We start from the raw sequence: 18,237 nt of genomic DNA, 5'->3' as shown, positions 1-18,237 counted from the left end.
GGTTTACGACCAGCGCCCCGTGCGTCCCAGGAGCAGTGCCGTCGCCGCGGTGCCCGCCGTGGAGGTGCGCAGGACCGTGGGGCCGAGGCGGCAGGTGCGGGCGCCGGCGGCGGCGAACGCGGTCAGCTCGTCCGGGGACACGCCGCCCTCGGGGCCGACGACCAGCACGATCTCGCCCTCCTCGGGCAGCGCGACGGTGGCCAGCGGGTCGCTCGGGTAGTCGCGGTCCTCGTGCAGGACGGCCGCGAAGTCCGCCGCGGCGAGGAGGCCGGCGACCTGCTTGGTGGTGGCCAGGTCCGCCACGTCCGGGAACAGCACCCGGCGCGACTGCTTGCCGGCCTCCCGGGCCGTGGCGCGCCATTTGGCCAGGGACTTGAGGCCCCGGTCGCCCTTCCACTGGGTGATGCAGCGCGCCGCCTGCCACGGGACCACCGCGTCGACGCCGGTCTCGGTCATCGTCTCCACGGCGACCTCGCCCCGGTCCCCCTTGGGCAGGGCCTGGACGACGGTGATCCGCAGCGCGGGACGCGACTCCTCGTGCACCGGGGCCAGGTCGCCGACGACCAGCCGGTCCTTGCCCTCGGCGGCGCGCACGAGGCCCTGGGCCCACCGGCCGCGGCCGTCCGTGAGGACGACCTCCTCGCCGGTGCGCAGGCGCTTCACGGAGACGGCGTGGCGTCCCTCGGGGCCGTCGAGGACGAACTCCGTTACGTCCGGCAGCTGTTCGACGACGAAGACGGGTGCCGTCACTGTGCGCTCCTTGTGCTCACTGCCGTCCGTGCGGCGTCCAGTTCCTCGGCGAGCAGCCGGACCAGCCGGCCGGCGGGCAGCTCGCGGGCCATCCGGTGGCCCTGCCCGGCCCACAGCGCCATGCCCTGGGCGTCCCCGACGCGGGCGGCGGCCTTGCGCAGCACCGAGGTCATGTGGTGGACCTGGGGGTAGGCGGCGGGGGCGTACGGGCCGTGCTCGCGCACGAAGCGGTTGACCAGGCCGCGTGCCGGGCGACCGGAGAACGCCCTGGTCAGGGTGGTCCGGACGAACAGCGGGTTGGTCAGGGCCTGTTTGTGCAGGACGTGGGCGCCGGACTCCGGGCAGGCCAGGAAGGCGGTGCCGAGCTGGGCGGCGTCGGCGCCCGCCGCGAGGACGGCGGCGATCTGGGCGCCGCGCATCAGGCCGCCGGCGGCGACGACCGGTATCTGCACGGTCTCGCGGACCTGGGCGACCAGGCTCAGCAGCCCGGTCCCGCCGTCCTCGGTCGCCGGGTCGTCCTGGAACGTGGAGCGGTGCCCGCCCGCCTCGGTGCCCTGGGCGCAGACGGCGTCGGCCCCGGCCCACTCGGCGGCCTGGGCCTCCTCCGGCGAGGTGACCGTGACGACGGTGTACGTACCGGCGGCCGCGAACGCGTCGAGCGTGTCGCGCGAGGGGCAGCCGAAGGTGAAGGAGACGACCGGGACCGGGGAGTCGAGGAGGACGGCGAGCTTGTCCTCGTAACCGTCGTCGCCGGGGACGTCCGGGTCGCCGAGCCCGGTCTCGTAACGGCCCACCTCGCCCGCGAGCCGGCGGCGGTAGTCCGCCAGCGCGGCGGGGTCCGCCGGTTCGCACTGCGGCATGAAGAGGTTGACGCCGAAGGGCTGCCCCGTCAGGGCGCGCACCTGCCGGATCTCGTCGCGCAGGGCGTCCGCCGTCTTGTATCCACCGGCCAGGAAGCCCAGCGCGCCGGCCTCGGAGACGGCGGCGGCGAGCTGCGGGCAGGACGGACCGCCGGCCATGGGGGCCTGCACGAGGGGATACCGGCAGAGAGCGGTCAGCGCGGAGGGCATGACCGCATCGTGTCATGTCCTTCCTGTCCCGTGATGCCCGCCCCGCGACAGCGTGCGACGGCGCGGTACGGGCCCGGAGGCCGGGTCCGTACCGCGTGGACAGGTGCCGTCAGCGGCCGTTGAAGGCGTCCTTCAGGCGGGAGAACAGGCCCTGCTGGCCCGGCTGGAACTGGCCGGTGGGCCGCTCCTCGCCGCGCAGCTTGGACAGTTCGCGCAGGAGGCGTTCCTGCTCGGGGTCCAGCTTCATCGGGGTGGTCACCTCGACGTGCACGATGAGGTCGCCGCGTCCCCCGCCCCGCAGGTGGGTGATGCCGCGCCCGTGCAGCGGGACGGACTGGCCGGACTGGGTGCCCGGCCGGATGTCGACCTCCTCCAGGCCGTCCAGCGTCTCCAGCGGCACCTTGGTGCCGAGGGCCGCCGCCGTCATGGGGATGGTGACCGTGCAGTGCAGGTCGTCGCCACGGCGCTGGAAGACCGCGTGCGGCAGCTCGTGGATCTCGACGTAGAGGTCGCCGGCGGGGCCGCCGCCGGGGCCGACCTCGCCCTCGCCCGCGAGCTGGATGCGGGTGCCGTTGTCGACACCGGCGGGGATCTTCACGGTCAGCGTGCGCCGCGAGCGGATGCGGCCGTCGCCGGCGCACTCCGGGCACGGGGTCGGCACGACCGTACCGAAGCCCTGGCACTGCGGGCAGGGACGGGAGGTCATGACCTGGCCGAGGAAGGACCGGGTGACCTGGGAGACCTCACCGCGGCCGCGGCACATGTCGCAGGTCTGCGCCGAGGTGCCGGGGGCCGCGCCCTCGCCGCTGCACGTGGTGCAGACGACGGCGGTGTCGACCTGGAGGTCCTTGGTGGTGCCGAAGGCCGCCTCGGAGAGGTCGATCTCCAGCCGGATCATGGCGTCCTGGCCGCGCCGGGTGCGCGAGCGGGGCCCGCGCTGCGACGACGTACCGAAGAACGCGTCCATGATGTCCGAGAAGTTGCCGAAGCCGCCCTGGCCGAAGCCGCCCGCGCCGGCGCCGCCGGACTGCGAGAGCGGGTCTCCGCCGAGGTCGTAGACCTGCTTTTTCTGCGCGTCCGAGAGGACCTCGTAAGCGGCGTTGATCTCCTTGAACCGCTCCTGGGTCTTCGGATCGGGGTTCACATCCGGGTGCAGCTCGCGGGCGAGCCTCCGGAATGCCTTCTTGATCTCGTCCTGGGAAGCGTCGCGGCGCACGCCGAGTACGGCGTAGTAGTCCGTGGCCACTTACGACTCCGCCAGGATCTGTCCGACGTAACGTGCCACTGCGCGTACCGCTCCCATCGTTCCGGGGTAGTCCATGCGGGTCGGTCCGACCACGCCGAGTTTGGCGACTGCCTCGTCGCCCGAACCGTAGCCGACCGCGACGACGGACGTGGAGTTGAGGCCCTCGTGGGCGTTCTCGTGCCCGATGCGTACGGTCATGCCCGAGTCCTTGGCCTCGCCGAGCAGCTTCAGCAGCACGACCTGTTCCTCCAGTGCTTCCAGCACCGGCCGGATCATCACAGGGAAGTCGTGTCCGAAGCGGGTGAGGTTGGAGGTGCCGCCGATCATCAGCCGCTCCTCCGTCTCCTCGACAAGCGTTTCGAGCAGGATCGAGAGGACGGTGGACACGGTTCCCCGGTCCTCGCTCTCGAAGGATTCCGGCAGGTCCTGCACCAGCTGCGGGACGTCCGCGAACCGGCGCCCCACCACCCGGCTGTTGAGCCGGGCCCGCAGATCGGCGAGCGAGGTCTCGCCGAACGGCGCCGGGCAGTCCACCAGCCGCTGTTCGACCCGTCCGGTGTCCGTGATCAGCACGAGCATCAGCCGCGCCGGGGCCAGGGACAGCAGTTCCACATGCCGCACCGTCGAACGGGTCAGCGAGGGGTACTGCACGACGGCGACCTGCCGGGTCAGCTGCGCGAGCAGCCGTACGGTGCGGCCCACGACGTCGTCCAGGTCGACCGCGCCGTCGAGGAAGTTCTGAATGGCGCGGCGCTCGGGGGACGAGAGGGGCTTGACGCCCGCCAGCTTGTCCACGAAGAGCCGGTAGCCCTTGTCCGTCGGGATGCGCCCGGCGCTGGTGTGGGGCTGGGCGATGAAGCCCTCCTCCTCCAGCACCGCCATGTCGTTGCGGACGGTCGCCGGGGAGACCCCCAGCTTGTGCCGCTCCGTGAGCGCCTTGGAGCCGACGGGCTCCTCGGTCCCGACGTAGTCCTGGACGATCGCGCGCAGCACTTCGAGTCTGCGTTCGCTGAGCATCGCGCGCACACCTCCAGCTGTCCACGTCGGCGTTCCCGGGCCGTTCCCGGGATTCCTCCTGGCACTCGGTGCGTACGAGTGCCAGCGATCCCCGGCCAGTGTACGGCGACGGGGTGGTGCCCTAGCAAGGGCGACCGGCCACGCTACCGCGCGATCGCGCAGGTCGCTGCCGATAGCGTCGCCGCATGGATGCCTCTTGGGAAGAGTTCGGATGGGAGCGGCTGGGTCACGGAACGGGCCGGCGGCGCCTTCCGGTCTGGGATGCGACCGCCCTGCTGGTGGCCGGTCCCGACGGGGTGCTGCTCTGCGACACCGGTTCGTCACTGCGCGAGGGCGTGGAACTGCGCACCCAGGCCGAGGCGCTGCTCGGCCGGAGGGTGACGCACATCGCACTCAGCCACCCCCACTTCGACCATGTGCTGGGCACGGCCGCGTTCGCCGGGGCACGGGTGTACGGCTCCGAGGGCACGGCGGAGCTGCTGCGGCGCGGGGCCGGTGAGCTGTACGCGGACGCGGTGGCCCAGGGCCTGCCCGAGGCGGACGCGGCCGAGTCCGCCGATGTGCTGGTGGCCCCGCGCCACGAGGTGCGCGGGGAGCTGACGGTGGACCTGGGCGGCGGCCGGGAGGTGGTCCTGGTGGACGTGGGCGCGGCGCACAGCGGGCACGACCTGGCGGTGCTGGTCCCGGGCTCCCCCGCGCTGGTGTTCTGCGGCGATCTGGTCGAGGAGTCGGGCGAGCCCCAGGCCGGTCCGGACGCGAGTCCGGCGCGCTGGCCGGCCGCGCTGGACCGGCTGCTGGAGCTGGGCGGGGAGGACGCGCTGTACGTGCCGGGGCACGGGGCCGTGGTGGACGCGGCGTTCGTCCGGGCCCAGCGGTCGGAGCTGGCGGGGCGGTTCGGCGTGTCGTAGGTCTTCCCCGCCGATCGGTCTTCCCCGCTTATCGTCGTGCGATGCGCAGCTACCAGCCTGATCTGACCCCGCCGTGGAAGAAGTCCGCCCCCGCCCCGGAGGTGCCCGCCGAGACCGATCTGGTCGTGGAGGAGGCCGTCACCGGTTTCTGCGGCGCGGTCATCCGGTGCGAGAAGACCGCCGAGGGGCCGACGGTGACCCTGGAGGACCGGTTCGGCAAGCACCGGGTCTTCCCGATGGCGCCGCGCGGCTTCCTGCTCGAAGGCCGGGTGGTCACGCTGGTGCGCCCGTCGGCCGGGGGTCCGGCGCGGCCCACGCGTACGGCCTCCGGTTCGGTGGCGGTGCCCGGGGCGCGGGCGCGGGTGGCGCGGGCCGGGCGGATCTATGTGGAGGGGCGGCACGACGCGGAGCTGGTCGAGCGGGTCTGGGGCGACGACCTGCGCATCGAGGGCGTCGTCGTGGAGTACCTGGAGGGCATCGACGACCTGCCGGCGATCGTGCGGGAGTTCGCGCCCGCGCCGGACGCCCGTCTCGGGGTGCTGGTCGACCATCTGGTGCCCGGTTCCAAGGAGTCCCGGATCGCGGCCCAGGTGTCGGACGGCGATGTGCTGGTGGTCGGGCACCCGTACATCGACGTGTGGGAGGCCGTGAAGCCGGCGTCGGTGGGGATCGCGGCGTGGCCGGTGGTGCCGCGCGGGCAGGACTGGAAGACGGGCGTGTGCCGGGCGCTGGGCTGGCCGGAGAACACCGGGGCGGCCTGGCAGCGCATTCTGTCCTCGGTCCGCTCCTACCGGGACCTTCAGCCCGAACTCCTGGGCCGGGTAGAGGAATTGATCGATTTCGTCACCCTTCCTGACTGATGTCCGGCCGCCCTTCCCCTCGATCCGGCACCGATCCGGATGAATACCTGCGCCTCGCACACATCATCGGTTATTGAGGGGGCCAGGCTCTTTTCGCGAGGGAAGGCACGGGGCGATGGCACGCGAGGTCTGGCGGGACACTGCGGAGAACGAGGCGGCCTCCGCCGTCTTCCACTTCGTGCAGCAGCTCATCGACGGCTACCGGGCCAACCGGCCCGTGATGCCCCTGGTGGTCCTCCAGGCCGCCGACGCCGACGTACCGGCCGACGTGGACGCCCGGGTCGAGCAGATCGTGCGCCAGGTCCACCGGGCCAACCAGCCGCGCCGCGTCCCCCTGCGCCTGCTCGACGGGCGCGGCGACTCCCCGTACGACGCGGCGCTCGACATGGTCCGCACGCTGACCGAGAAGCCGTGGGAGACCCGGGGCGGATCGCAGTACAAGCCGTTCGCCTTCCCCCGTTCCCGGCTGCTCGGCGCCATCGAGCAGGCCACCGAGGCCGTGCTGCGGGACCCTGACCCGGGCTGCTCCCGGGACCAGCGCGACGATCGGATCCTGGAGGAGCTGAGCGCCCTGCGCTGGCGGGCCGGGCGGCGCGGCCGGGGCACCTGGTGGACGGCGCTGCGCGAGTCGGTGCGGCCGGAGACGTTCGTGGGGGCCGTGGTCATCGCGGTCCTGGGTGTGCTGCTCGGCGAGATCGGCTGGCTGCCGACCACGCTGGTGGCCGTGGGCGCGGTCCTCGGGCTCGCGGTGATCCGGCTGGTGACGACGTCGGCGCCGCCGCTGCTGTGGCTGCGCCGGGCCAGCAGGTGGTTCGCCACCACCTCGTCGCTGGCCGCCGCCAGCACCGGCTATCCGTCGGACGGCTGGTCCCGTCTCTCGCCCAGCGGTTCGTGGCGGGTGATCCGGGCGCGGGCGGCGGTGGTCGCGGGGCGGGTGGCCGACGCGGCGGCGGGCGACGAGCGGTCCCGCCAGTTCCACCTGGAGCTGAGGGTCCAGGCGCTGCTGGAGGACCTGCGCAACAACTACCGGCCGCACGCGCCGGACTGGCGGCGCGGCAAGCGGACCGTACCGCCGGTGGTCTTCCTGCCGAGGGCCGTCCAGGGCAACGGCGGCGTGCAGCTGATCAACGCCGTCAACAACGTCCGCTCCCGGCGCAGCGAGGTCGATCCGCTGCTGCTCCTGGCCTCGCTTCCGGCGGCCGAGATCCTGCGGCACACCCCGCCGCTGCCGCCCGACCCGCCGCCCGTGCACACGGGTGCGGCGCGGGCCCGGTACGAGGACTGGGTCGGCCATCTCAGCGTGGGCCAGTCGCCCTCGGGCACGGCCACGCCCGCCTGGGTGCTGCGGCTGCCGCTGTCGACGGCCCAGCTGACCCATGAGCACGCGCACGCCCAGCTGTCCACGCAGCGGGTGCGCAGGACGTGGGTGTGGTGGGTGATGTCGCGGACGACGGTCGCCTGCCTGGTGGCCGGGGCGCTGCTGGGGACGATGCTGCTGGGCAACCACCTGGCGAACCGTTACTGCCACGGGCCGCTCACGGACGTCGACACGGACTCGGTGCGGCTCGGTCCGGACGGCGGGGACAGGGAGTGCATCGGCGTGGCGACGTCCACCCGGGTGCGCTTCGCGGAGGGCAACGGCCTGGAGCTGGACGGGGCCGGGGCGGGGGTCACCTTCGACCGGATCGAGCGGGCGGTGGCCGAGGAGAACGCCTCGATCGAGCCGGGCGACAAGTACGTCACGCTGATCTACGCGGGTCCGTTCACCGCCCCGTCCCCGGAGCGCACCCGCAAGGCCCTGGAGGAGCTGACCGGCGTCTACCTCTACCAGCACCACACCAACACGCTGGACTTCTCCGTGAAGCTGCGGGTGCTGACCGCCAACGGCGGGCAGGACATGCTCCAGCAGATACCCGCGGTGAAGAAGATCATCGAGGTGGCCGAAAGAGATCCCTCGGTCGTCGGCGTGGTCGGGCTCGGCCGCGACACCACCGACAGCCCGGAGGCCACCGCGCTCCTTCAGCGGGCGGGCCTGCCCGTGGTGGACACCACCAACTCCGGGGGCTATCTGGCGACGGACTACTCCAACTACTTCGGCCTGGCGGCCACCGACCAGGAGCAGGCGGACGCCCTCGGCCTCGTCGCGAAGCAGCTGGCGGCCGGGGCGGCCGGCAAGCACAAGCCCCGGGCCCTCGTCCTGTCGCGCAAGCTCGGCAACAACGACAAGGACCGCTACACGGTGGAGCAGCGCAAGGTGGGCAGCGCGATGCTGAAGGACTCGGGCTTCGCGCTGTCGGAGCCGGTGGAGTACGACCTCGGCCGCCGCAGCAGTGCCGACCTGGACCGGCCGGTGCAGCGGATCTGCGCGGCGGACCCGGCGCCGGACGCGCTGTACTTCGCGGGCCGGGTCGAGGACGTCGCCAATCTGATGAGCCGGCTCGCCCACAGCTGCTCGCGCCGCCCGATCACCGTCTTCACGGGCGACGACCTGACCAAGGCCCGGCTCGACGCGAGCACGGACACCACGAAGCACGTCACGCTGTACCACACGGCCCTCGCGCCGATGAGCCGCGGCCGCGCCGACGGCTTCTACGAGGAGTCGCACCGGGCCCTGGGGAAGCTGCTGCCCGAGGGCGTGACACTTCCCCGCCTGCCGGAGTCGAAACCGTACGAGGACCCGCTCTTCGCGAGCGGGCAGTCGGTGATGTCGTACAGCGCCACGGCCGCGCTGTACGACGCGGCGAGCCACGGCGACACGGTGAACAGCGCGGCGGAGACCTGGGCGAACCTGTACGCGGTGAACCTCCGGACGATGCCCACGGGGACGATCACCTTCCGCGGCTTCATCCCGTACGAGGCGCAGGCGGGCCACGGTCTGGACGTCGTGCAGATCACCTACCCGGACGGCCGGAGCCACGCCCGGACCATCTGCGGCCGGGCGGCGGGAAAGGTGGAACTGGACCCGCCGAAGTGCCCGCTGAAGTGAGCGGGGGCCGACCCCCCGCTCAGTCGACCAGGTCGCGTACCACCGCGTCGGCCAGCAGCCGCCCGCGCAGCGTCAGCACGGCCCGTCCGTCGGCGAACGGCGCCGGTTCCAGGCGACCGTCGTCCACCGCCCGGCGGGCCGCCGCGAGGCCGGCGGGGGCCAGCAGGGAGAGCGGGCAGCCGTCCACGAGGCGCAGCTCCAGCAGGATGCGCTCGACGCGGCGGTCCTCGGCGGACAGGACCTCGCGCCCGGCGCCCGGCGAGCGGCCCTCGGCGAGCGCCTGCGCGTACGCCCCCGGGTGCTTCACGTTCCACCAGCGCACGCCCCCGACGTGGCTGTGCGCCCCCGGCCCGGCGCCCCACCAGTCGGCGCCCCGCCAGTACAGCTCGTTGTGCAGGCAGCGGCCCTCGGGCGTGCGGGCCCAGTTCGACACCTCGTACCAGGAGTAGCCGGCGGCGGCCATCGCCTCGTCCGCGATGAGGTAGCGGTCGGCGTGCGCGTCGTCGTCGGTCATCGGGATCTCGCCGCGCTTGATGCGGCGGGCGAGGCCGGTGCCCTCCTCCACGATCAGCGCGTACGCGGAGACGTGGTCGGGCCCGGCGCCGATCGCCGCGTCCAGGGACGCGCGCCAGTCGTCGTCGGACTCACCCGGGGTGCCGTAGATCAGGTCCAGGTTGATGTGCTCGAAGCCTGCCGCGCGCGCCTCGGCCACGCACGCCTCGGGCCGGCCCGGGGTGTGGGTGCGGTCGAGGATCTTCAGCACGTGCTGCCGGGCGCTCTGCATGCCGAAGGAGATCCGGTTGAAGCCGCCCTCGCGCAGCTCGGCCAGGTAGGCCGGTCCCACGGACTCCGGATTGGCCTCGGTGGTGATCTCGGCGTCGTCGGCGAGCCCGAACTCCTCGCGGATGGCGGCCAGCATCCGGACCAGGTCGGCCGCGGCGAGCAGGGTCGGGGTGCCGCCGCCGACGAAGACCGTGCGGACCGGGCGGGAGTCGTCGCCGAGGACCTTGCGGGCCTGGCGGACCTCGCCGATGAGGTGCGATGCGTAGTTGTCGCGGGAGGCCAGCGCGCCGCCGGAGCCGCGCAGCTCGGTCGCCGTGTAGGTGTTGAAGTCGCAGTAGCCGCAGCGGGTCGCGCAGTACGGCACGTGCAGGTAGAAGCCGAGCGGGCGGCCGGCTGCGCCTTCCAGGGCATGGCGGGGCAGCGCCCCGTCGTCGGGCACGGGTTCACCATCGGGCAGTACGGAAGGCATACCGCCCATTGTCGCGCGCCGCCCGGCAATCGGACGCCAAGCCCCGGACCGGCGCTACTCGGCCTGGAGCACCAGCAGCGCCAGGTCGTCGTCCGGCGGCCGCTCGGCGAAGTCGTGCACGGCGTGCTTGATGCGCTCCGCGATCCCCTCCGCGCTCAGCCCCGCGCACCCCGACAGCGCCCTGGCCAGCCCGTCCCCGTCATCGAACATCAGCCCGCCCGAGCGCCGCTCCGTGACCCCGTCGGTGACGCAGAGCAGGCTGTCCCCGGGCGCCAGGTCGAAGCTCTGGGTCTCGTAGACGGCGTCGTCCATCAGCCCGAGCAGCAGTTGCGGCTCGGCGGCGGGCCGCACGGTGCCGTCCGGGCGCAGCAGCAGCGGCAGCGGGTGCCCGGCGCTGGCCAGGGTGCACCGGGCGCCGCCGCCGGGCAGCGGCACCAGCTCCCCGTACAGCAGGGACAGGAAGCGGGACTGCCCGCCGTTGTCCGCGGAGTGCTGGCCCCCGGCGGCGGCGACCATGAGCGCGGCGGCCTCGGCGGCCTCCATGGCGTCGTCCAGGAGGAGCCGGTTGAGCCGGACCAGGACCTCGTCGGCCTGGAAGCCCTCGCGGGCCAGCAGCCGCAGCCAGGGGCGGGCCAGGCCGGTGACGACGGCGGCCTCGGGGCCGCTGCCCTGGACGTCGCCGAGGACGAAGCACCAGCGGTCGCCGGGGCACGGGAAGATGTCGTAGAAGTCACCGCCGACGACGCCGTCGTCGCTCGGTTCGTAGACGAGGGAGCTGGCCACCCCCGGTATCCGGGCGACCTTGCTGGGCAGCAGTCCGCGCTGGAGGATGCGGCTGATGGTGGCCTGCCGGGTGTAGGCGCGGGCGGCGCCCACGGCGAGGCCGACCCGGCGCACGAAGTCCTCGATGAGCGCCGTCAGCTCGTCGGGCAGCCGGTCGGTGGACTCGCGGCCCAGGAGTACGGCTCCGAGGGTGCGGCCGCCCGAGGTGATCCGGTAGGCGAAGGCGACGCCCTCCTCCCCGTCCGGCGGCTCGCCGTCCTCCCCGCTGCCGGGCCACGGCATGGAGACGGCGCCGGTGCCGACGCGCTCGGGGAGCCGGAGCGGGTGGCCCTCCAGCAGGGCGCGCAGCGTCCCGATGTGCTCCTCGTCCACGTGCCAGACCTTGGCGAGGCGGGGGACGGCCGCGGGGCCGCCGCTCTCGGGCTCCAGCCAGATCGCGCACCAGTCGGCGAGGCGGGGGACGAGTAACTGCCCGGCGAGGGCCGCCACGATGTCCTCGTCCAGCTGCCCGGCCAGCAGGTCGGACGCCTCGGCGAGGAACGAGAGCGCCCCGCGCCCGGCCCAGTCCCCGTCGTCGCGGGCGGTGCGCCGGGCGGCGGTCGGGGCCAGCAGTTCGGCGGCGCGCAGTCCGCGGTCGAGCCCGGTCTCGCCGCGCCCCTCGGGGAACGGATTCCAGTCGTCCACGGGGAGCCGGGCCCAGACGGTCTTCGTACCGGTGCGGTAGGTGATGCCCCACCGCTCGGCGAGGGCGGCGACGATGTCCAGGCCGCGCCCGTAGTCGGGGGGTTCGTCCACGGCCTCGGAGCTGTGCGCGTGGTCGCCGCGGACGGTGCGGGCGGGGTGGTGGTCGGAGACCTCCAGGACCAGTGCGGACTGCTCGTCCTCGGTGGCCTCCTCCAGCCGGAAGAGCAGGTCGACCGCGGTGCCCGCGTGGACGACGGCGTTGGTCACCAGCTCGCTGACGATCATCGCGGCGTCATCGGACAGCCGCTCGCTGAATCCGACCGCGGCGGGCAGCCCGAGGCCGGTCCACTCGTCCAGCGCGGCGGTGACGAACCTCCGGGCCGCGGCGGGCGCGAGGAGGTTGCCGGGCAGGCTGGTCCGGGCGACCGGCTGTGTGCCTGTGGCGGCGGTGGTTCCGGGACGCTGCACGATGTCCCGCTGCAAGGGAATGGACCCCACAGGGCGGCTCCTGACCTGTTCTCGCTCTGCCTGTTTCTCCGTGGTGCGCCGCTGACGACACGGACAGAGTGACAGATCGGCCCTTCACATACGCGCCGAGTTACCGAAGTGGGTGGTCAAGACGTTGCGGCGAGAACGCGCCGACCCCCCGCGCCGGTGTGCGCGGGGGGCTTTCAGGGGGCGTACGGAGGTGCCTCGGGCGCCGGTCAGGCCTCGCGGGAGCCCGCGTACATGTCCTCGATCAGGTCCTTGTAGGTGCGCTCGACCACCGGCCGCTTCAGCTTGAGGCTGGGTGTGACCTCGCCGTGCTCGATGTCGAGGTCGCGCGGGAGCAGCCGGAACTTCTTGATGGTCTGCCAGCGCTGCAGGCCCTCGTTGAGCCGCTTCACGTAGCCGTCGATGAGCTCGACGGTCTTCGGGGAGGCCACGACGTCCGCGTACGACGTGCCCTCCATGCCGTTCTCGGCGGCCCAGCCGAGGAGGGTGGGCTCGTCCAGGGCGATCAGCGCGGTGCAGAAGTTACGGTCCGCGCCGTGCACCAGGATGTTGGAGACGAACGGGCAGACCGCCTTGAACTGGCCCTCGACCTCGGCGGGCGCGATGTACTTGCCGCCGGACGTCTTGATCAGGTCCTTCTTGCGGTCGGTGATCCGCAGGTAGCCGTCGACGGAGAGCTCGCCGATGTCGCCGGTGTGGAACCAGCCGTCGGCCTCCAGCACCTCGGCGGTCTTGTCCGGCAGGCCCTGGTAGCCCTGCATGATGCCGGGGCCGCGCAGCAGGATCTCGCCGTCGTCGGCGATGCGCACCTCGGTACCGGGGAGCGGTTTGCCGACCGTGCCGGTGCGGTAGCTCTCGCCCGGGTTGACGAAGGAGGCGGCGCTCGACTCGGTGAGGCCGTAGCCCTCCAGGATGTGGATGCCGGCGCCGGAGAAGAAGAGCCCGATGTCGGGGGCGAGCGCGGCGGAGCCGGAGACGCAGGCGCGGAGCCGGCCGCCGAACGCCTCGCGGATCTTGGCGAAGACCAGCGCGTCGGCGACCTTGTGCTTGCTGCCGAGCGCGAAGGGCACGGACGCCTTGCCGGTGCGCCGGAAGTTGTCCTGGGAGACCCGGGCGTGCTCGCGGGCGACATCCGCCGCCCACTGGAAGATCTTGTACTTGGCCCCGCCGCCCGCGCGCGCCTTGGCCGCGACGCCGTTGTAGACCTTCTCGAAGATGCGCGGCACGGCGGCCATGTAGGTGGGCTGGACGACCGGCAGGTTCTCGATGATCTTGTCGACGCGGCCGTCGACGGCGGTGACGTGGCCGACCTCGATCTGCCCGGAGGTGAGGACCTTGCCGAAGACGTGGGCGAGCGGCAGCCAGAGGTACTGGACGTCGTCCTTGGTGATCAGGCCCGTGGAGACGGTGGCCTTGGCCATGTACGACCAGTTGTCGTGCGGCAGCCGTACGCCCTTGGGGCGGCCGGTGGTGCCCGACGTGTAGATGAGGGTCGCCAGCTGCTCGGAGGTGATGGCGTCGACGCGCTCGCGGACCGCCTCCGGGTTCTTCGCCAGGTGCTCGGCGCCCAGGGCCTCCAGCTCGGCCAGGGTGAGCACCCAGCCCTCGGGGTCGGCCTCGGCGGGACCGGCGCCCTCCGCGTCGATGACCACGACGTGGGCGAGGTTCGGGAGCTCGGCGCGGCGCTCGCGGGCCTTGGCCAGCTGGACGGCGTCCTCGGCGATCAGGACCCGGCTCTCGGAGTCGGCGAGGATGAACGCCGACTCCTCGACGTTGGTGGAGGGGTAGACCGTGGTGGTCGCGGCGCCCGCGCACATGACGCCGAGGTCGACGAGGATCCACTCGACCCGGGTGGAGGAGGCGAGGGCGACGCGCTCCTCCGGGTTCACGCCGAGCGCGATCAGCCCGGCGGCCACGGCGTACACCCGCTCGGCGGCCTGCGCCCAGCTGAGCGACTTCCACTCGTCGGGGCCGTCACCGCCGGCCGCGGGTACCGGATAGCGGTATGCCTCCCCGTCCGGGGTGGCCGCCACCCGGTCGATGAAGAGGGTCGCCACGGAGGGCGGACGGTTATCGATCATGGTCTGTGTGTCGCTCACGACATCCTCCGGGCCTGCGGCGATGGTGCTTGCTGCTGTCTGCGTCTACGTGCTGCGATCCCGCTTGCTTAACTGGCGAGTAACTAAGAAGTCGTGATCAGGGTAGAGCGCCCGCGCGCCCCGCGTAAGGGGCAATCGGACCCCGCTTGATAACGAACGGGCCCCCGCATCGCAGCGTGCTGCCTGCGATACGGGGGCCGCCTGTCCTGCCGGGACTACTTCTTGGTCTTGCCTTCCCCGGCGGACTCGTCGGTCGACAGCACGGAGATGAACGCGTCCTGCGGCACCTCCACGTTGCCGACCATCTTCATCCGCTTCTTGCCTTCCTTCTGCTTCTCCAGCAGCTTGCGCTTACGGGAGATGTCGCCGCCGTAGCACTTGGCGAGGACGTCCTTGCGGATGGCGCGGACGGTCTCACGGGCGATGACCCGGGAGCCGATGGCCGCCTGGATCGGCACCTCGAAGTTCTGCCGGGGGATGAGCTTCTGCAGCTTGGCGACGAGGCGCACACCGTACGCGTACGCCTTGTCCTTGTGCGTGACCGCGGAGAACGCGTCGACCTTGTCGCCGTGCAGCAGGATGTCGACCTTGACGAGCTGGGCCGACTGCTCGCCGGTGGGCTCGTAGTCGAGGGAGGCGTAACCGCGGGTCTTGGACTTCAGCTGGTCGAAGAAGTCGAAGACGATCTCCGCGAGCGGCAGCGTGTAACGGATCTCGACCCGGTCCTCGGAGAGGTAGTCCATGCCGAGGAGGGTGCCGCGGCGCTGCTGGCACAGCTCCATGATCGCGCCGATGAATTCGCTGGGCGCCAGGACCGTGGCCCGGACGACCGGCTCGTGCACCTTGTCGATCTTGCCCTCGGGGAATTCACTCGGGTTGGTGACGACGTGCTCGCTGCCGTCCTCCATCTCGACCCGGTAGACCACGTTGGGCGCGGTGGCGATGAGGTCGAGGCCGAACTCGCGCTCCAGGCGCTCGCGGACCACGTCCAGGTGGAGCAGGCCGAGGAAGCCGACGCGGAAGCCGAAGCCGAGCGCGGCGGAGGTCTCCGGCTCGTACACCAGGGCGGCGTCGTTGAGCTGGAGCTTGTCCAGGGCCTCGCGCAGGTCCGGGTAGTCCGAGCCGTCCAGCGGGTAGAGCCCGGAGAACACCATCGGCTTGGGGTCCTTGTAGCCGCCCAGCGCCTCGGTCGCGCCGTTGCTCAGCGAGGTGATCGTGTCACCGACCTTGGACTGCCGGACGTCCTTCACACCGGTGATGATGTAGCCGACCTCGCCGACGCCGATGCCGTCGGAGGGCGTCATCTCCGGCGAGGAGACACCGATCTCCAGCAGCTCGTGCGTGGCGCCGGTCGACATCATCCGGATCCGCTCGCGCTTGTTCAGCGAGCCGTCCACGACACGGACGTACGTGACGACGCCCCGGTACGAGTCGTAGACCGAGTCGAAGATCATCGCGCGGGCGGGCGCGTCGGCGTTGCCGACGGGCGCCGGGACGTCCCGGACGACGCGGTCGAGCAGCGCGTCCACGCCCATGCCGGTCTTCGCGGAGACCTTGAGCACGTCCTCCGGCTGGCAGCCGATGAGGTGAGCCAGCTCCTCGGAGAACTTCTCGGGCTGGGCGGCCGGCAGGTCGATCTTGTTGAGCACCGGGACGATGGTGAGGTCGTTCTCCATCGCCAGGTAGAGGTTGGCCAGGGTCTGGGCCTCGATGCCCTGTGCGGCGTCGACCAGCAGGATCGTGCCCTCGCAGGCGGCCAGCGACCGGGAGACCTCGTACGTGAAGTCGACGTGGCCCGGCGTGTCGATCATGTTGAGGACATGGGTGCTGCCCTGGCCCTCACCGGTGGTCGGCGCCCAGGGCAGCCGGACCGCCTGGGACTTGATGGTGATGCCGCGCTCGCGCTCGATGTCCATCCGGTCGAGGTACTGAGCGCGCATCTGCCGCTGGTCGACCACCCCGGTGAGCTGGAGCATCCGGTCGGCAAGGGTCGACTTGCCGTGGTCGATGTGCGCGATGATGCAGAAATTGCGGATCAGCGCCGGGTCGGTACGGCTCGGCTCGGGCACGTGGAGAGGAGTCGCGGGCACGCAGGGTCCTGATTCTTGAGACGCCGGACGCCGTGTCTCGGGTCGGTTCGGGTCGGGGCGGATCTGTACGTAGCCTCCATCGTCCCACGCCTGCGGGGCGGCGACCGGTTTGGGCCGGTCGGACCGCTCCTGCTACCGTGGACAGCTGTGCCATGTGGCTCTCGGGCCGCACGGACACACATCGAAGATCCAACGAACCTGAAAAGGCTCTTTCGTGGCGAACATCAAGTCCCAGATCAAGCGGAACAAGACGAACGAGAAGGCGCGCCTGCGCAACAAGGCCGTCAAGTCGTCGCTCAAGACCGCGATCCGCAAGGCCCGCGAGGCCGTCGCCGCCGGCGACGTCGAGAAGGCCACCGTCGCCGTGCGCGCCGCGTCCCGTCAGCTGGACAAGGCCGTCTCGAAGGGTGTCATCCACAAGAACGCCGCCGCCAACAAGAAGTCGGCGCTGGCCTCCAAGGCTGCCACCCTCCAGGGCTGAGCGATCTGATCCCAACGCCGGAACGGGACCAAGCGGGCCCTCTACCCCGCTCCTGTCCGGCCCCCGCGCCGCACACCGAACCTGCGTTCGCCACGCGGGTGCGACGCACCCATCTGAACCCGAGGCCCCGCCACCCTTTCCCCAGGGAGCGGGGCCTTCGGCATGGGCGCTCGTCGGGCTGCCCGGCAAAACCCAGCCCACCCGGCAAACCCAGCCCGTCCGGCGCTTGAGGACACCTGGACCCGCACGCCCAACGCGCGCGGCAAACCCAGCCCGTCCGGCGCTTGAGGACGCCCGAACCCGCACGCCCAACGCGCCCGGCAAACCCAGCCCGTCCGGCGCTTGAGGACGCCTGAACGGCACGTTCGAGCCCGTCCGGCGATTGAGGACCACCGCGGGCGCCCCCTACCGCGGGCTACGCCCGCCCCACGCGGCCCCCGCCACGGCCACCACCGCCTTCTCCAACGCGTACTCGGGGTCGTCCCCGCCCCCCTTCACCCCCGCGTCCGCCTCCGCGACCGCCCGCAGCGCCACGGCGACCCCGTCCGGCGTCCACCCCCGCATCTGCTGCCGCACCCGGTCGATCTTCCACGGCGGCATGCCCAGCTCACGCGCGAGATCCGCCGGCCGCCCCCCGCGCGCCGAGGACAGCTTGCCGATCGCCCGGACGCCCTGCGCCAGCGCACTGGTGATCAGGACGGGCGCCACCCCCGTCGACAGCGACCAGCGCAAAGCCTCCAGCGCCTCCGCCGCCCGCCCCTCGACCGCCCGGTCGGCGACGGTGAAGCTGGACGCCTCGGCCCGCCCCGTGTAGTAGCGCCCGACGACCGCCTCGTCGATCGTGCCCTCGATGTCCGCGACGAGTTGCGACACCGCGCTCGCCAGCTCCCGCAGGTCGCTCCCGATGGAGTCGACCAGCGCCTGGCACGCCTCGGGCGTCGCGGACCGCCCCAGCGCGCGGAACTCCCCCCGCACGAAGGACAGCCGCTCGGCCGGCTTCGTCGTCTTCGGGCACGCGACCTCGCGGGCCCCCGCCTTACGGGCCGCGTCGAGCAGCCCCTTGCCCTTGGCGCCGCCGGCGTGGAGCAGGACGAGGGTGATCTCCTCGACCGGGTCGTCCAGATACTTCTTGACGTCCTTGATCGTGTCCGCGCTCAGATCCTGCGCGTTGCGCACGACCACCACCTTGCGCTCGGCGAACAGCGAGGGGCTGGTCAGCTCGGCCAGCGTGCCCGGCTGGAGCTGGTCGGGGGTGAGGTCCCGGACGTCCGTGTCGGCGTCGGCGGCACGCGCGGCCGCCACCACCTGCTGCACGGCTCGGTCGAGGAGCAGGTCCTCCTGCCCCACGGCGAGCGTGAGCGGGGCGAGCGGATCGTCGGTGGAATTCCTTCTGGTGGCCATCGCCGTCCAGCATCCCACGGGCCACTGACATTGATGCTGATACTCAGGTCCCGGTGGTCGTGGCTCTGCCACTGACTGACGCCCTGCTGGGCTGTCTTCCCGCTGTTCTGTCCGG

General features: G+C 72.3%; 13 protein-coding genes. 4 read left to right on the top strand and 9 right to left on the bottom strand.

Translation table 11 applies throughout. The features are described 5' to 3' along the window. Positions 1-3: 3 nt before the first annotated feature. From ACIQZN_RS26265 to hrcA, 4 genes are all read right to left on the bottom strand, one after another. Positions 4-750, bottom strand: a complete 747-nt coding sequence (locus ACIQZN_RS26265; RefSeq protein WP_403998570.1) for a 16S rRNA (uracil(1498)-N(3))-methyltransferase — start codon at positions 748-750, stop codon at positions 4-6. Then, positions 747-1,820 carry a nitronate monooxygenase gene (locus ACIQZN_RS26260; protein WP_403998567.1) on the bottom strand — a complete coding sequence of 358 codons (1,074 nt, stop codon included), beginning with the start codon at positions 1,818-1,820 and terminating at the stop codon, positions 747-749. The genes ACIQZN_RS26265 and ACIQZN_RS26260 overlap by 4 nt, the downstream gene beginning before the upstream one ends. Before the next feature lie 109 nt (positions 1,821-1,929). After that, on the bottom strand, positions 1,930-3,066 hold the full coding sequence (gene dnaJ, locus ACIQZN_RS26255) for a molecular chaperone DnaJ (protein ID WP_403998564.1): 1,137 nt from the start codon (positions 3,064-3,066) through the stop codon (positions 1,930-1,932). After that, on the bottom strand, positions 3,067-4,083 hold the full coding sequence (gene hrcA, locus ACIQZN_RS26250) for a heat-inducible transcriptional repressor HrcA (protein ID WP_018103247.1): 1,017 nt from the start codon (positions 4,081-4,083) through the stop codon (positions 3,067-3,069). A gap of 185 nt (positions 4,084-4,268) precedes the next feature. On the opposite strand from hrcA, the gene ACIQZN_RS26245 reads away from it, so the two are divergent. From ACIQZN_RS26245 to ACIQZN_RS26235, 3 genes are all read left to right on the top strand, one after another. Further along, a complete protein-coding gene (locus ACIQZN_RS26245; RefSeq protein ID WP_403998561.1) occupies positions 4,269-4,991 on the top strand; it encodes an MBL fold metallo-hydrolase in 723 nt (240 codons plus the stop codon). Positions 4,992-5,032: 41 nt separating this feature from the next. Beyond that, positions 5,033-5,851, top strand: coding sequence for a DUF3097 domain-containing protein (locus tag ACIQZN_RS26240; RefSeq protein WP_403998558.1), 819 nt, complete (start codon positions 5,033-5,035; stop codon positions 5,849-5,851). A 115-nt stretch (positions 5,852-5,966) separates the two neighbouring features. Then, positions 5,967-8,837: an ABC transporter substrate-binding protein gene (locus tag ACIQZN_RS26235; protein WP_403998555.1), complete on the top strand. Its 2,871-nt coding sequence runs from the start codon at positions 5,967-5,969 to the stop codon at positions 8,835-8,837. A gap of 19 nt (positions 8,838-8,856) precedes the next feature. Here the strand turns inward: ACIQZN_RS26235 and hemW are convergent, their stop codons facing one another. From hemW to lepA, 4 genes are all read right to left on the bottom strand, one after another. Continuing rightward, positions 8,857-10,098, bottom strand: a complete 1,242-nt coding sequence (hemW, locus tag ACIQZN_RS26230; protein ID WP_403998552.1) for a radical SAM family heme chaperone HemW — start codon at positions 10,096-10,098, stop codon at positions 8,857-8,859. A gap of 45 nt (positions 10,099-10,143) precedes the next feature. Further along, positions 10,144-12,039, bottom strand: a complete 1,896-nt coding sequence (locus ACIQZN_RS26225) for a SpoIIE family protein phosphatase (RefSeq protein WP_403998932.1) — start codon at positions 12,037-12,039, stop codon at positions 10,144-10,146. A 221-nt stretch (positions 12,040-12,260) separates the two neighbouring features. Next, positions 12,261-14,150, bottom strand: a complete 1,890-nt coding sequence (locus ACIQZN_RS26220; protein ID WP_403998549.1) for an AMP-dependent synthetase/ligase — start codon at positions 14,148-14,150, stop codon at positions 12,261-12,263. 215 nt (positions 14,151-14,365) lie between these two features. Then, positions 14,366-16,240 carry a translation elongation factor 4 gene (gene lepA, locus ACIQZN_RS26215; protein WP_403998545.1) on the bottom strand — a complete coding sequence of 625 codons (1,875 nt, stop codon included), beginning with the start codon at positions 16,238-16,240 and terminating at the stop codon, positions 14,366-14,368. A 214-nt stretch (positions 16,241-16,454) separates the two neighbouring features. Between lepA and rpsT the strand changes: the two genes are divergently transcribed. Then, complete coding sequence (gene rpsT, locus ACIQZN_RS26210; protein WP_018103239.1) at positions 16,455-16,721, top strand: 30S ribosomal protein S20; 267 nt, start codon at positions 16,455-16,457, stop codon at positions 16,719-16,721. 405 nt (positions 16,722-17,126) lie between these two features. On the opposite strand, the gene holA is transcribed toward rpsT, so the two are convergent. Then, positions 17,127-18,122, bottom strand: coding sequence for a DNA polymerase III subunit delta (gene holA / locus ACIQZN_RS26205; protein WP_403998541.1), 996 nt, complete (start codon positions 18,120-18,122; stop codon positions 17,127-17,129). Positions 18,123-18,237 lie beyond the last annotated feature (115 nt).

The organism is Streptomyces sp. NPDC097595 (assembly GCF_044761525.1).
Lineage (GTDB): Bacteria > Actinomycetota > Actinomycetes > Streptomycetales > Streptomycetaceae > Streptomyces > Streptomyces drozdowiczii_A.
The sequence above is the reverse complement of the archived record's forward strand: the minus strand, read 5'-3'. Positions and strand labels throughout refer to the sequence as shown.